Annotated in this window: 9 protein-coding genes; 8 read left to right on the top strand and 1 reads right to left on the bottom strand. The window is 70.6% G+C overall.

The window, feature by feature from the left end:
- Nucleotides 1–14 precede the first annotated feature (14 nt).
- The 8 genes from AC07YS_RS02210 (at nt 15) to AC07YS_RS02175 (ending at nt 12259) form a co-directional block, all read left to right on the top strand.
- A complete protein-coding gene (locus AC07YS_RS02210; protein ID WP_492686467.1) occupies nt 15–845 on the top strand; it encodes an enoyl-CoA hydratase/isomerase family protein in 831 nt (276 codons plus the stop codon).
- Between the two features lie 106 nt (nt 846–951).
- Complete coding sequence (locus AC07YS_RS02205) at nt 952–2055, top strand: CaiB/BaiF CoA transferase family protein (protein ID WP_062478197.1); 1104 nt, start codon at nt 952–954, stop codon at nt 2053–2055.
- A 73-nt stretch (nt 2056–2128) separates the two neighbouring features.
- Nucleotides 2129–3706, top strand: coding sequence for an acyl-CoA synthetase (locus AC07YS_RS02200; RefSeq protein WP_495267022.1), 1578 nt, complete (start codon nt 2129–2131; stop codon nt 3704–3706).
- 28 nt (nt 3707–3734) lie between these two features.
- A complete protein-coding gene (locus tag AC07YS_RS02195; protein WP_495267023.1) occupies nt 3735–5294 on the top strand; it encodes a long-chain-fatty-acid--CoA ligase in 1560 nt (519 codons plus the stop codon).
- A gap of 38 nt (nt 5295–5332) precedes the next feature.
- A complete protein-coding gene (locus AC07YS_RS02190; RefSeq protein WP_095947975.1) occupies nt 5333–6484 on the top strand; it encodes an acyl-CoA dehydrogenase family protein in 1152 nt (383 codons plus the stop codon).
- 5 nt (nt 6485–6489) lie between these two features.
- Nucleotides 6490–7281 (top strand): enoyl-CoA hydratase/isomerase family protein, encoded by a 792-nt coding sequence (locus tag AC07YS_RS02185; protein ID WP_495267105.1) that lies wholly within the window; start codon nt 6490–6492, stop codon nt 7279–7281.
- Nucleotides 7282–7322: 41 nt separating this feature from the next.
- Nucleotides 7323–8216 carry an SDR family oxidoreductase gene (locus AC07YS_RS02180; protein WP_095746851.1) on the top strand — a complete coding sequence of 298 codons (894 nt, stop codon included), beginning with the start codon at nt 7323–7325 and terminating at the stop codon, nt 8214–8216.
- A 203-nt stretch (nt 8217–8419) separates the two neighbouring features.
- Nucleotides 8420–12259, top strand: coding sequence for an autotransporter domain-containing protein (locus AC07YS_RS02175; protein ID WP_495267024.1), 3840 nt, complete (start codon nt 8420–8422; stop codon nt 12257–12259).
- A gap of 60 nt (nt 12260–12319) precedes the next feature.
- Here the strand turns inward: AC07YS_RS02175 and AC07YS_RS02170 are convergent, their stop codons facing one another.
- Entirely contained in the window at nt 12320–15058 is a 2739-nt protein-coding gene (locus AC07YS_RS02170) for a winged helix-turn-helix domain-containing protein (RefSeq protein WP_095746849.1), read from the bottom strand.
- Between the last annotated feature and the right edge of the window lie 79 nt (nt 15059–15137).

Here is a 15137-nt window from a genome sequence, read left to right as displayed (position 1 = left end):
AAGAAGAGACCGCCATGCCCGACAGCGAAGCAGACGACGACATCCTCATCGACCGCAGCCGCGCAGGCATCGCGCTGCTCACGCTGAACCGCCCCGCGCGCCTCAACGCACTGAGCCAGCCCACCGTGCGGCGCCTGTGTGCCGCGCTCGACGCACTGGCGCAGGACGGCAGCGTGCGCGTGCTGGTGCTCACAGGCGCCGGGCGCGGCTTCTGCGCCGGCTGGGATCTCACGACGCCGCTCACGCGCCGCGACGACCAGCCGCTCGACGGCGAGCCCTCGGTGGCCGACCTGATGGCGGGACAGGAACTGTTCGCCGGCATGGTGCGGCGGCTGCGCGCGCTCGACAAGGTGGTGATCGCCGCCGTCAACGGCGTGGCCGTGGGCGCGGGCTTTGCGCTCACGCTGGGCGCCGACATCCGCGTGGCCGCGCGCTCGGCGTCGTTCCATGTGGGCGCGGTGCGCATCGGCCTCACGGCCGGCGAGTGCGGCATCAGCTACCACCTGCCGCGCCTGGTGGGCGCCTCGCGCGCCTTCGAGCTCATGCTCACGGGTCGCCCCGTGCCTGCCGACGAGGCCGAGCGCATCGGCCTGGTCGCCGCGCTGGTCGACGACGAGGCCCTGCTGCCGCGCGCGCTCGCCCTGGCCGCCGACGTGCTGCGCAACAGCCCCTACGCCACGCGCCACACCAAGCAGCTCATGTGGGCCAACCTCGAGGCACCGAGCCTGGACGCCGCGCTCGAGGTCGAGAACCGCGCCCAGGTGCTGGCGCTGAAAACCGAGGATTTCCGCGAGGCCGCCGCCGCCTTCGCGGCCAAGCGCGCACCCGTCTTCACGGGGCGTTGAAACGTCTTTCCGCGCTTTCGTCGCTTCCGACGATGCGACGCCGGCGCCCGCGCGCCAAGATGCCTTCACACAACAGGCCGCCGGGTGCGCGCCAGAGGAGACACACATGGCAGGACCCCTGAAAGGACTTCGGGTCGTCGAGATGGCCGGCATCGGCCCCGGCCCCTTTTGCGCGATGCTGTTCGCCGACATGGGCGCGGAGGTGCTGCGCATCGCGCGCCCCGGCACGCGGCGCGACCCCCACGACATCCTGGCGCGCGGGCGCAGCACCTGGGAGGTCGACCTGCGCGCCCCCGACGCCGCCGCGCCGGTGCTCGACGCCATCGCGCGCGCCGACATCCTCATCGAGGGCTTCCGCCCCGGCGTGATGGAACGCCTGGGCCTGGGCCCGGCCGAATGCCTTGCGCGCAACCCGCGCCTGGTCTACGGCCGCATGACCGGCTGGGGCCAGCACGGCCCGCTGGCGCACGCGGCCGGCCACGACATCAACTACATCGCCATCAGCGGCGCGCTGCACGCCATCGGCCGTTCGGGCGAGGCGCCCGTGCCGCCGCTGAACTACGTGGGCGACTTCGGCGGCGGCGCCATGCTGCTGGCCTTCGGCCTGCTGGCCGCGCTGCACGAGGTCAAGGCCTCGGGCCAGGGCCAGGTGGTCGACGCCGCCATGACCGACGGCGCCGCCCTGCTGTCGGCCATGATGTACGGCTTCAAGTCGGCCGGCCAGTGGAGCAACCAGCGCGGCGAGAACCTGCTCGACGGCGGCGCCCACTTCTACGACACCTACGCCTGCGCCGACGGCAAGTACGTGGCCATCGGTTCCATCGAGCCGCAGTTCTACGCATTGCTGCGCGAACGCTGCGGCCTGGTCGACGACCCCGCCTTCGACGCCCAGATGGACGCCGACCGCTGGCCGCTGCTCAAGCTGCGCCTGGCCGACGTGTTCCGCACCCGCACGCGCGACGAATGGTGCGTGCTGCTCGAAGGCAGCGACGCCTGCTTCGCGCCCGTGCTCGATTGGGACGAAGCGCCGCAGCACCCGCACAACGTGGCGCGCGGCACCTTCGCCACCGTGGGCGGCGTGGTGCAGCCCGCGCCCGCGCCGCGCTTCAGCCGCACCGCGCCGGTCGTGCCGCCGGCCGTGTCGCCCGACGACGGGCCCGCGCTGCTCAAGCGCTGGGGCGCGGCAGCGCCCGTGGCCGAAGCCCGCTGACGTCCTCGTTTTCCGGGCATGCGCGTTCGCGCATGCATGGCATTTCCGCACCGCACCGACAGGAGCCTTGTCCATGCCCACCACGCCACCGCCGCTGTACCTCACGCAGGCCCTGCACCGCGCCATGCAGTGCAGCCCGCGCGCCGTCGCCACCGTGTTCCAGGGCCGCACGCGCACGTACGGCGAACTCGGCGAGCGCGTCGCGCGCCTGGCGAGCGGGCTGCGCCGCCTGGGCGTGCAGCCCGGCGACCGCGTGGGCGTGCTCGCGCTCAACGCCGACCGCACGCTGGAGTACTACCTGGCCGTGTGGTGGGCCGGCGGCGTGGTCAACCCGGTCAACACACGCTGGAGCGTGGCGGAGATGGCGCACTCGCTCGACGACTGCGCGACGCACATCCTGTTCGTGGACGACCAGTTCCTGGCGACGGCGGACGCGCTGCGCGCCGCCGCGCGCGCCGTCACCACCTGGGTCTACATGGGCGAGCGCCAGGCGCCCACGGGCATGACCGATTACGAGGCGCTGGTCCGCGAGAGCGAGCCCGTGCCCGACGCGCTGCGTGGCGGCGACGACCTGGCCGGCGTGTTCTACACAGGCGGCACCACCGGCCGGCCCAAGGGCGTGATGCTCAGCCACGCGGCGCTGGTGATCAACGCGCAGGTGTCGATGCTCGGCGCCTTCTTCGACGACAGCGCGCGGCTCTTGCAGGTGGCGCCGCTCTTTCACCTGGCGGGGCTGTCGTTCCTGCTGCGCGGCGTGCTCATGGGCTGCGCGCAGATCATCCTGCCGGGCTTCTCGGTGGACGGCATGCTCGCCGCCATCGAGCGCGACCGCGCCACCAACCTCATGGCCGTGCCCGCCATGCTGCAGATGCTGGTGGACGACCCGCGCACCGCGCAGGCCGATCTGTCGAGCGTGCGCTTCGTCGGCTACGGTGCCTCGCCCATCACCGAGGCGCTGCTGGAGCGCGCCTTCGCGACCTTTCCGCAGGCCGAGTTCGCGCAGGGCTACGGCATGACCGAGCTGTCGGCCGGCGTGAGCTACCTCACGCGCCACTACCACTCGCCCGAAGGCCGCAAGCTCGGCAAGCTGGCCTCGGCCGGGCAGGCGCTCTCGGGCATCGACCTGCGCGTGTGCGACAGCGACGGCCGCGAGGTGCCGCGCGGCACCGTCGGTGAACTCACCGTGCGCAGCCCGTGCGTGATGCAGGGCTACTGGAACCTGCCCGAACAGACGGCCGCCGCGCTGCGCGATGGCTGGATGCACACCGGCGACGCCGCCCGCATGGACGACGACGGCTTCGTCTTCATCGTCGACCGCTACAAGGACATGATCGTGAGCGGCGGCGAGAACATCTACTGCGCCGAGGTCGAGGGTGCGCTCGCGCGCCACCCCGCCGTGGCCGCCGCCGCCGTCATCGGCGTGCCCGACGAGCGCTGGGGCGAGGCCGTGCATGCGGTGGTGGTGCGCAAGCCCGGCAGCGATGCCGATGCCGATGCGCTCATCGCCCATTGCCGTGAATTGATCGCCGGCTACAAGTGCCCGCGCAGCGTGGCGTTCGTCGAGGCGCTGCCGATCTCGGGCGCCGGCAAGGTCATGAAGTACCGCCTGCGCGAGCCGCACTGGGCCGGCCACGCACGCCGGGTTGCCTGACGAAAAAAACCACCAAGGAGACGACACCATGTTCCTCACCCAGCCCCTGCACAAGGGCCGCCGCGAGAAGGCCCGCGAGACCGCCGTGGTCTGCGGCAACCACCGCCTGGACTTCGCGACCCTCACCGACCGCGTGGCGCGCCTGGGCGCCGTGCTGCAGCAGCTCGGCATGGCGCGCGGCGACCGCGTCGGCATGATGAGCCTCAACTCGCACCGTTTCGTCGAGTTCTTCTTCGGCACCTGGTGGGGCGGCGGCGTCATCAACCCGGTGAACATCCGCTGGAACCCGAAGGAGGTCGCCTACTCGCTGGACGACTGCGACACGCGCATCCTGCTGGTCGACGACCTGTTCGCGCCCATGGCCGGCGAGCTGCGCAAGCTTTCGAACTCGCTGCGCACCGTGGCGTACTGCGGCGACGGTCCCGTGCCCGAGGGCATGGTCGGCTACGAGGCGTTGCTGGCCGAGGCGCAGCCCATCGACGACGCGCCGCACAGCGCCGACGAGCTGGCCGCCATCATGTACACCGGCGGCACCACCGGCCGGCCCAAGGGCGTGATGCTCACGCACGGCAGCCTCTACATCAACGCGCTGAGCTCGGTGGCCGCGGTGCCGCGCGAGACGCGCAACGCCGCCGTGGTCATCGCCGTGCCCATGTTCCACGTGGCCGGCTGCGGGCTGTCGCTGCAGAGCATCCTGCGGCTGGTGCCGCAGCACGTGGTGCCGATGTTCGACGAGGTGGCGATCCTGCAGGCCATCCAGGCCGCGCGCGCCACCGAGATGTTCCTGGTGCCCACCATGATCAAGCGCGTGATCGAGCACCCGCGCTTTGCCGAGTTCGACCTGTCGAGCCTGCAGATGCTGCTGTACGGCGCCGCGCCCATCGACGTCGCGCTGCTCGAGCAGGCCATGGCGGCGCTGCCCGCCACCAGTTTCTCGCAGGCTTACGGCATGACCGAGCTGTCGCCCACCGTGGCCGTGCTGATGCCGCACTTCCACCTGCCGAGCCCCGACCGCAACCGCCTGCTGCGCGCGGCCGGCACGCCGGTGCCCGTGGCCGAGATCCGCATCGTCGACGGCGAGGACAACGAGCTGCCCCCCGGCCAGGTCGGCGAGATCGTCGCGCGCGGCCCGATGGTCATGAAGGGCTACTGGAACAAGCCGGCAGAAACCGAGGCCGCGCTGCGCGGCGGCTGGATGCACACCGGCGACGGCGGCTACATGGACGAGCACGGCCTGCTGTTCGTGGTCGACCGCATGAAGGACATGATCGTGAGCGGCGGCGAGAACGTGTACTCGGCCGAGGTCGAGAACGCCATCGCCCAGATGCCGCAGGTGCTGATGTCCGCCGTCATCGGCGTGCCCGACGACAAGTGGGGCGAGCGCGTGCATGCCGTGATCGTGCTGCGCGAGGGCATGCCGCTCACGGCCGAAGACGTCATCGCGCATTGCCGCGACCAGATCGCCAACTACAAGTGCCCGCGCAGCGTGGAGTTCCGCGATGCGCTGCCGCTGTCGGCGGCCGGCAAGCTGCAGAAGTTCCAGCTGCGCGAGCCTTTCTGGGCCGGTAAGGAACGCCGCGTCGGCTGACCCCATTCCCCTCATTCCAAGACACTGAAGGACACCCCATGCCCATCGATTTCCGCCGCTCGTGGAGCGACGAAGAACTGGAGCTGTACCGCGACAACGTCGTGCGTTTCGTCGAGACCGAAGTCGTGCCCCACGACGAAGAGGCGCGCAAGCGCGGCCACGTCGGCCACGAGGTGTGGCGCAAGGCCGGCGCGCTCGGCCTGCTGTGCTCCGACATTCCCGAGGCCTACGGCGGCGCGGGCGGCGACTTCCGCCACGAGGCCGTGTTCTACGAAGAGAAGGCGCGCCGCGCGCTCAGCGGCATGGCCAGCTCGGTGCACACCATCGTGGCGCACTACTTCCTGAACCACGGCACCGAGGAACAGAAGCAACGCTACCTGCCGCGCATGGCGCGCGGCGAGCTGGTCGGCGCCATCGCCATGACCGAGCCCGGCGCCGGCTCCGACCTGCAGGGCGTGCGCACGCGCGCCGAGAAGCAGCCCGACGGCAGCTACCGCATCCGCGGCTCCAAGACCTTCATCACCAACGGCTTTCTCGCGGGCGTGGTGCTGGTCGTGGCCAAGACCGACCCGACGCAGGGCGCCAAGGGCACCTCCATCCTCATCGTCGAGACCGAGGGCTGCGAGGGCTACCGCGTGGGCCGCGTGCTCGACAAGATCGGCATGAAGGCGCAGGACACCTCCGAGCTCTTCTTCGACGACGTGCACGTGCCGGCCGACGCGCTGCTCGGCGGCCAGGAAGGGCAGGGCTTCTTCCAGCTCATGAGCGACCTGCCGTACGAGCGCACCATCATCGGCGTGAACGCGCTGGCCACCATGGAAGGCGCCTACCAGGCCACGCTCGACTACGTGCGCGACCGCAAGGCCTTCGGCAAGCCGATCGCCGAGTTCCAGAACACCAAGTTCAAGCTGGCCGAGATCGCCACGCAGATCAAGGTGGGCCGCGCCTTCATCGACCGCTGCGTGGAAGACCTCGTGGCCGGCCGACTCGACACCGCCACCGCCTCCATGGCCAAGCTCTGGGCCTCCGAGACGCAGGGCCGCGTGGTCGACGAATGCCTGCAGCTGTTCGGCGGCTACGGCTTCATGACCGAGTACATGGTCGCGCGCATGTACGCCGACGGGCGCGTGCAGCGCATCTACGGCGGCACCAACGAGATCATGAAAGAAGTGATCTCGCGCGCGCTGTGACGGCCATGAACGAGGTGCTGCAGGTCGAGCGGCGCGGCGAGGTCGCCTGGCTCACGCTGAACCGCCCCGAGCGCCTCAACGCGCTCGACCCGGTGCTGGTGCGCGCGCTGCGCGAGTACTTCGAAGGCCTGAGCGCACGCAGCCCCGAGCGCGTGGTCGTGCTGCAGGGCGCGGGCCGCGCCTTCTGCGCCGGGCTCGACCTGAAGGAACAGGTGGGCGGCGAAGACCTCGGCGTGGCCGACATGCTCGAACAGCAGAAGGGCATCCGCGACATCATGCTGGCCATGCGGCGCTGCCCGCAGCCCATCGTCAGCGTGGTGCAGGGCGCGGCCAGCGGCGGCGGCTTTGCGCTCGCGCTGGCCTCCGACGTGCGCCTGGCCACGCCCGACGCGCGCATGAACGCCGCCTTCATCCGCATCGGCCTGTCGGCCTGCGACGTGGGCGTGAGCTACTTTTTGCCACGCATGGTCGGCAGCTCGGTGGCGGCCGAGTACATGCTCACCGGCCGCTTCATGGACGCGCAGCGCGCCTACGCGCTGGGCCTCGTGAGCCGCGTCGATGCGCTGCCCGCGTTGCAGGCCGAGGCGCAGGCGCTGGCCGACGACATGCTCCATGCGACGCCCGTGGCGCTGCGCCTGACCAAGGAGGCGCTCGGCATCGCCGTGGACGCCGGCAGCATGGAAGCGGTGATTGCCATGGAAGACCGCAACCAGGTGCTGTGCACCCAGACCCGCGATTTCCGCGAAGGCATGAACGCTTTCCTCGAGAAGCGCGCGCCCGTCTACACGGGGCGCTGAGCTTCATTCCGAATTTCAACGGACCGCACACAAGGATTTTCATGACCCTCGACGACCTGATGTTCAAGCCCGGCCTGCTGGCCGGCCGTCGCTACCTCGTGACCGGTGGCGGCAGCGGCCTGGGCCGCGTGATGAGCGAGGCGCTGCTGCTGCTCGGTGCCCACGTCTACATCTGCGGGCGCCGCGCGCCCGTGCTCGAAGAAACGGCGGCCGAGCTGATGCACCTGCACGGCGGGCGCGTGACGCCCAAGACCTGCGACATCCGCCACGACACGCAGATCACCGAGATGCTCGATGAAATCTGGGCCGACGGCGGCGCGCTCGACGGCCTCGTCAACAACGCCGCGGGCAATTTCGTGAGCCGCACCGAAGACCTGTCGCCGCGCGCCTTCGACGCCATTTCGAGCATCGTCTTTCGCGGCAGCTTCTGCATGACGCTCGAATGCGGCAAGCGCTGGCTGGCCGAAGGCAAGGCCGCGTCGGTGCTGTCGATCCTCACCACCTGGGTGTGGAACGGCTCGCCCTTCACCGTGCCCTCGGCCATGTCGAAGGCCGGGCTGCACGCCATGACGCAGTCGCTCGCCGTCGAGTGGGCCGGGCGCGGCATCCGCTTCAACGCCATCGCGCCGGGCCTGTTCCCCACCGAAGGCATGAGCGCGCGGCTGAACCCCGGCGGCGGCGAGCACAAGGCCGAGCGCAACCCCATGGAGCGCAACGGCCGCATGCCCGAGCTGGCCAACCTCGCAGCCTACCTGCTCGGCCCGGGCTCGGAGTACGTCAACGGCCAGACCATCGCCATCGACGGCGCGCAGTTCCAGGCCACGGGCGGGAATTTCTCGCGCATGTCGCAATGGCAGGACGAGGACTGGAAGCGCGCGCGCGAGCACATTGCGGGGCGCGACGCGCAGGACAAGCGGCAGCGGCTGGCGGCCTGAAAGCGCCGGAACCTAGGGAAAAACTCCAGCGTCAGGATTTCAAAGTATCGGAACAAGCCCCGACGAGATCACAAAGAACGACCCCTCTTTCCAGAATTTAACGACCGTTAACCGGCCCGTGCGCGACGTCTTCACGACGTGGCTTCACCGGCAGGGCGACGGTCTTTTCATTCCATTCCAAGACAGAGAGGGTTCGTTCCGTCATGACGAGATCACCGAAGTTCAAGCGCAGGGCCGTGGCCCGCGCCGCCGTGTGCGTGTGGGGTTCGATGCTGGCCACCGCGGCCGGCGCACAGGCCTATCCGGGAGACCCCGGCATGATCGGCGACCCGGCCAGCTGGCGCACGAAGGAGTTCCTGGCCGACTGGGGGCTCGGGGCGATGAAGACCGAGTACGCCTACGCGGCGGGCTTCACCGGCAAGGGCGTGAAGCTGGGCGTGATCGACTCGGGCTTCGACGTGCGCCACACGCGCGAATTGCCGCTCACGCGCTTCACGGCGCTGGTGACGGCGACGTCCAACGGGGCGTACAGCGAGTTCGCGGCGGATGGGTCCGTGCTCAACGGCAAAGACGTGGGCTACGGTTTCCACGGCACCCACGTGTCCGGCACCGTGGGCGCCAGCCGGGACGGGCAGGACGTCAAGAACAACATGCACGGCGTAGCGTTCAATGCCCACGTGGTCGTGGGCAACACCAATGCGCCCGACGCGCTGAGTTCGAGTGCCGGGTTGAGTCCGGACAGCTACCCCCTCGCCACGACCGAGAACTTCCGCAACCTCTACCAGGGCATGCGCGACGCGGGCGTGCGGGTCATCAACAACAGCTGGGGCAATCCGAGCAATCGGAATTTCAGCACACAGAATGCGGTCACCGCCGACTACCTGCAGTACCTGCGCGGGCCGTCCTGGGTCGACGCCGCGATCGACGCCACGAAGCCCCAGGCCGATGGCAAGGAAGGGGTCATCCAGGTGTTCGCCGCCGACAACCAGGGGCAGGCCAACCCGGCGGCGCGCGGGGCGCTGCCGTATTTCAGGCCCGACGTGGAGGGGCACTGGCTGACGGTGACGGGCGCCATGGAAAGGTGGGACAAGAAGGGCTACCAGCAGAACGGCTCCCTCAACAAGTGCGGCATCGCCAAGTACTGGTGCGTGGCCACCCCCGGGTCCGGCATCACGAGCACGGTGTTCGACGGGGCCTACGGGACCTACACCGGAACCTCGATGGCGGCGCCGCATGCCACGGGGGCCCTGGGCGTCATCATGGAGCGCTTTCCGTACATGACCAACGAGCAGGCGCTGCAGGTGCTGCTCACCACGGCCACGAAGCTCGACGGCACGCGCCAGACGGCGCCCGACGAGGTGATCGGCTGGGGCCTCGTCAACCTCGAGAACGCCATGAAGGGGCCGGGCCAGCTGCTCAAGCGCACGGTCATCGACATGCCTGGCGGGATGGCCGATACGTGGCGCCACGACATCTCGGAAACGGGGCTGGTCCAGCGCAAGCAGGAAGAGGCCGCCGAGATCGCACGCCTGGGCGCGCTCATGAAGGGACCGGTGGCCCTGGATACCTTCAGGCCCGAGGGCGAGGAGGCCGTCGCGTTGCTCCAGGCCCTGCGCACGGCCATGCTGTCGGGTGGTGACTACGCCCAGGCGCTGGCCGCCGCAAAGGCAAATCCCCTGGCGAAGGGCACCGCCGGGCGGTTTGAAATCTTTCGCCGGCTTGCCGGCCCGGGAGATCCCCAATGGGCCGAGATATCGGCGTACCTGGTGGTTCCCGTAGACGACATCATGACGGCGGTCGAGGACCGGGCGATGGCGATCAACGTCGACTGGGAGCGCCTGACCCACCTGCGCAGCAAGACCGACGAGGACTACCGCGGCAGCCTCGTGAAGGCCGGCGCCGGGCGGCTGGTGCTCACGGGCACCAACACCTACTCGGGCGACACGCACGTCCAGGCGGGTGAGCTCGCGCTGGGCGAGGGCGGCACCACCGGCTCCATCACCAGCCACGTGGCCATCGACGCGGGTGCCAGCTTCGCCATCGACCGAAGCGATGCCTACGACTTCACCTACAACATCACCGGCGCGGGCGACCTGCGCACCACGGGCGGCACGACCGGCGAAGGCGTCACCACCTTGAGCGGCGCCAACAGCTACAGCGGCGCGACCTGGGTCCAGGGCGGCACGCTGCGCGCGGGCTCGGCCACCGGCCTGTCGAGCGCCAGTGCGTTCACGGTGGCCGGCAAGGCCAGGCTCGACCTCAACGGCTTCGACGCCACCATCGGTTCACTCGCCGGCGCAGGCGACGTCGCCGTGGGCACCGGCACGCTGACCACCGGCGGCAACGACCGTTCGACGCAGTTCGCGGGCCGCTTCAGCGGCAGCGGCGGCCTCGTCAAGGCGGGCGCGGGCAGCTTCGAGCTCACCGGCGACTCCGGCGCCTTCACCGGCAAGACCTCGGTGGCGCAGGGCATGCTGTCGGTCAACGGCACGCTGGGCGGCACGATGGCCGTGCTGTCGGGCGGGCGCCTGCAGGGCACCGGCACGGTTGGCAGCACCACCATCGCGGCGGGCGGTGTCGTGGCGCCGGGCAACTCCATCGGCACGCTGCACGTGGCCGGCAACGCACGCTTCGCGCCGGGCGCGACCTTCGAGGCCGAACTGAGCGGCACCGATGCGCAGGCCGACCGGCTCGATGTCAGCGGCCACGCCACGCTCGACGGCGGCACGGTGCGCGTGCTTGGCGGCTACGTTCTCGGTGCGCGCTACACGCTGCTCAACGCCGAGGGCGGCGTGAGCGGCACCTTCGCCGATTTCAGCGTGGCCAAGGACTACCTCTTTCTCTCGCCGAAGCTGGGCTACACCGCGACGCAGGTCTACACCGAGGCCATGCGCAACAGCGTGTCGTTCGCGTCGGTCGCGCAGTCGGGCAACCAGCGTGCGATGGGGGTGAACCTCGATGGCGCCGCCGCATGGAGCCCGGCGCTGGCCGCCGCGCTGCAGCTGGAGGGCGTGCCGGCCGCACGCACGGGCTTCGACAGCCTGTCGGGTGAAGTGCATGCCTCCGCGAAGACCGCGCTCATCGAAGACAGCCGCTTCGTGCGCGAGGCCGCGCTGGAGCGCCTGCGCGCCTCGGCCGGCACGGCGGGCGCGTCCACGGCGCCGGTCAAGATCAACGACGGCACCGGCCAGTCGCACATGGCCGCCCCGACCACGGGCGAGACGGTCTTCTGGAGCCAGGCCCTGCATTCGACCGGCCATGCGCGCGGCGACGGCAACGCCGCGCGGCTCGATCGCTCGGTCGACGGCCTGCTGATGGGCGGCGACACCCGCGTGGGCGACAACGTGCGCCTGGGCGTGACCGGTGGCTACAGCCGCAGCAAGTTCGACGTGGACGCGCGCTCGTCCTCGGGCGATGCCACCAGCTACCACCTGGGCCTGTACGGCGGCACCACGCTCGGCCCGTGGGCCCTGCGCGCCGGTGCGGCCTATGCGCGACACGACGTGGACACCACGCGCCAGGCGCGCGTGGCGGGCCTGGCGGATTCGCTCAAGAGCAACCACGACGCATCGACCACGCAGGTCTTCGGCGAAGTGGGCTACAGCCTGGCGGCCGGCGATGTGGCACTGGAGCCCTTCGCGAACCTCGCGCACGTCACGCTGCACACCGACGCGTTCTCCGAGCGCGGCACGTGGGCGGCGCTGCAGGCGCGCAGCGGCAGCGCGAACGTCGGCCTGTCGACGCTGGGCCTGCGCGCATCGACCGCGCTGCGCCTGGGCAGTGTCGATGCCACGCTCAAGGGCATGGTCGGCTGGCGCCGCGCCTACGGGGACCTGACGCCCTTCACTAGCGTCGCATTGCCGGGCGCCACCGGCTTCTCGGACATCGCGGGCGTGGCGGTCGCGAAGAACGCGGCGGTGCTGCAACTCGGCCTGGATTTCGCGTTCTCGCCGCGCGCGACCTTCGGCGTGTCGTATGGCGGGCAGTTCGGCGGCAAGGCGCGCGACCAGTCGGTGAAGGCGAATCTGAACGTGTCGTTCTGACGAAAGGCGAGGGTTTGGGCCCGTCTGCCATGTGTCGGCGGGCGGGCCCTTTTTTTTTGGCTAGCGGATCACGCCGAGCTTGCGCGCAATCGCCACCGCCTCCGTGCGCCGCTTCGCGCCCAGCTTCATGTGGATGTTGCGCAGGTGCGTGCGCACCGTGCTCTCCGACACGAACAGCTTCTCGCCCATGGCGTTGTTCGAGTAGCCCTCGGCCAGGAGCTGCAGCACGCGGATCTCCTTGCGCGTGAGCGGCTCCTTGGTCGCATCGCCCGAGGGCGCCTCGGCATCGATCGGCGAGGGCGGCGGGCCCAGCACCTGCAGCAACCGCTGCAGGTAGTCGGCCAGGATCGGGTCGCTGCGCAGCACGGGCGCCACGGCACCCGCTTCTTGCTGCATCGCTGCGGCATAGCGGTGCACCAGCGTGCCCACGGCCGGGCCTTCGTCGAGGATCAGCCGCACGAAGCCTTCCTGGCTCGCGGCCTGCAGCACGGCGCCGATCTCTTCGATGGCGGTGGCGAGGTCGCCTGCGCGCTGCAGCGCCAGCGCGCGCAGCACGCGCAGCTTGAGCGCGCGGCGGTTGCGGTTGGCGGCCACGGCGGCGTGCAGCTCGGCGTCGAGCACGGTGAGGGCCGCGCGCGCGTCGCCGAAGGCGATGTCCCAGCGCGCCCGCGCGAGCGCGAGGTAGTCGAGGTCGTGCGCGGGCAGGCGCTGGCGGCGCTCGCGCTCCCACAGCTCGGGGTCGTCGGCGCGCTGCAGCTCGTCGCGCGAGGCGGGGCCGTTGCCCTGCAGCAGCAGCATGTGGGCGCGCTCCAGCTTGGCGCCCGCGACCACGCGCGGCAGCTGGCGGTGGTGGCCCAGGTACTCAAGTTCGGTCAGGGCCTGGAACGCGGCGTCGATGTCGCCCGCATGGAAGGCGATGCGCGAGCGCATGACGTGGCTCAGGATCATGTGGTCGGGCAGGCCCACGTCGCGCGCCAGCGGCAGGTACACGTTCAGCAGGTGCTCGGCCTGCACCAGTTGGTTGGTTTCGTACACGGCGCCCGCGTACAGCACACCGGCCCAGGCGTTGCCGTGGCTGTGGTTGTACGACACGGCATGCGTGGAGTCGACCGCCATGCGCAGCCGCGCGGTGGCCTGGCGCAGCCGGCCTTCGGTGAGGTCGAACAGGCCCGCCAGCGACTCGGTGTACATGCGGTTGAAGGTGCTGTTGCCCTGTTCGCGCCGCGCGGCCTCGAGCAGGCGCTGCGCCTCGCGCTGGTCGCCGCGCACGGCGAGGATGTGGGCCATCGCGTTGAGCAGCACGCCCTCGGCAAAGGCCAGCCCGGTGGGCAGGCGCGCGAGGCTTTCGCGGCCGGCTTCATACGCGGCGTCGTGCTGGTCTTCCATGGCCAGCAGCAGCGGAATGAGCGTGTGGGCGTTGGCGCGCACCTCGGGAATGGGGCTGTCGAGGCAGCCCGACTGCTCGAGCAGCCGCATGGCGTCCCACGGGCCGTGCGTGAAGCAGGTGGCCCACAGCGCGATGAGCTGCAGGAACGGATGTTCGCGCAGCTGATGTTCAGGGATGGCCGAGAACCAGCGCGCCAGCATGCGCATGCGGCCCTGCTCGAGGAACTGCTCGGCGTAGCTGTCGAGCAGCGTGAGCGCGTGCGGGTGGTCGCCGCCCTCGATGGCGTGGTCGATGGCGGGCACGGGCCGGCCGTGCGACTCGTACCAGCCCGAGGCCGCGAGGTGCAGCCGCGCGAGCTCGCCGGGCCGCTCGCGCGCCAGCTGCGCGCGCAGGAAGTCGGCAAAGAGGCTGTGGTAGCGCCATGCGCGCACCTCGCCGCCGGCATCGCCGCTCACGGGCGTGAGGAACAGGTTGGCGGCGGCCAGTTGCTCGAGGATGACGGCGCTGTCGCCGCGCGGGTTGAGCGCCTGGCACACCGAGGCGTCGAGCTGGCGCAGGATGCTGGTGCGCAGCAGAAAGTCGTGAATCTCGGGCGGCTGGTGCGCGAGCACGTCTTCGGCCAGGTAGTCGGCCACGGCGCGGTCGGAGCCCGAGAAGCGCTCGATGAAGCCGGTCTCGATGCCGTGCCGCTCCAGCGCCATCGACGCCAGCCAGATGGCCGCGACCCAGCCTTCGGTCTTGCGGTGCAGCTGCGAGAGCATGTCGGCCGGCAGCGCCTGCGGCGGCTGCGCGGCGGCGTGCGGCGCATGCGCCTGGCGCAGGCCGATGAAGGCGCTGGTTTCTTCCAGCGTGAAGCGCAGGCGGTCGGTGTCGATCTCGATGAGCTGGCCGCGCGCGCGCAGCCGGCCCAGCCCGAGGTCGGGCAGGCTGCGCGAGCCGATCACGATCTGACCGCGCCGCGGCAGGTGCTCCACCAGCTCGCGCACGAGGCCCAGCACGGCGGGCTCCTGCACCACCTCGAAGTCGTCGAGGAAGAGCGTGAAGGGCGAGTCGTGCGCGGCCAGCGCGGCCACGGCGTCGAAGGGCGCGTGGCTTGCGGGCTCGTCCACGCCGATGCGCTGCACGGCCTCGGCCAGGCAGTTGAGAAAACGCGACACGTCGTTGTCGGCGCGGTCGAGCGTGAGCCAGGCGGTGGCGATGCCCTGCGCGTCCATGCGCTCGCGGATCTGCGCCATGGCGGTGGTCTTGCCGAAGCCGGCGGGCGCGCGCACCAGCACGAGCTTGACGGTGGCGGCGGCGATCTCTTCGCTGATGGCGGTGCGCGGCACCTGCGTGGCCACGAAGGCGGGCGGGTTCAGCTTGGTCTCGAGAATCCGGAGCGAGGAAGGGGGAACGGGGGCTGGAGCAGGCATCGCGAAGGGGGAGTGAGTGCCTGGAAATTCCGTCGCTTCCGACGATTCCGGCAACCGATTCTGCTTCCTAAACTGGCCG

Source organism: Variovorax sp. GW458-11-26-14-LB1, from assembly GCF_059423965.1.
This window is presented reverse-complemented; position numbering and strand designations above follow the sequence as displayed.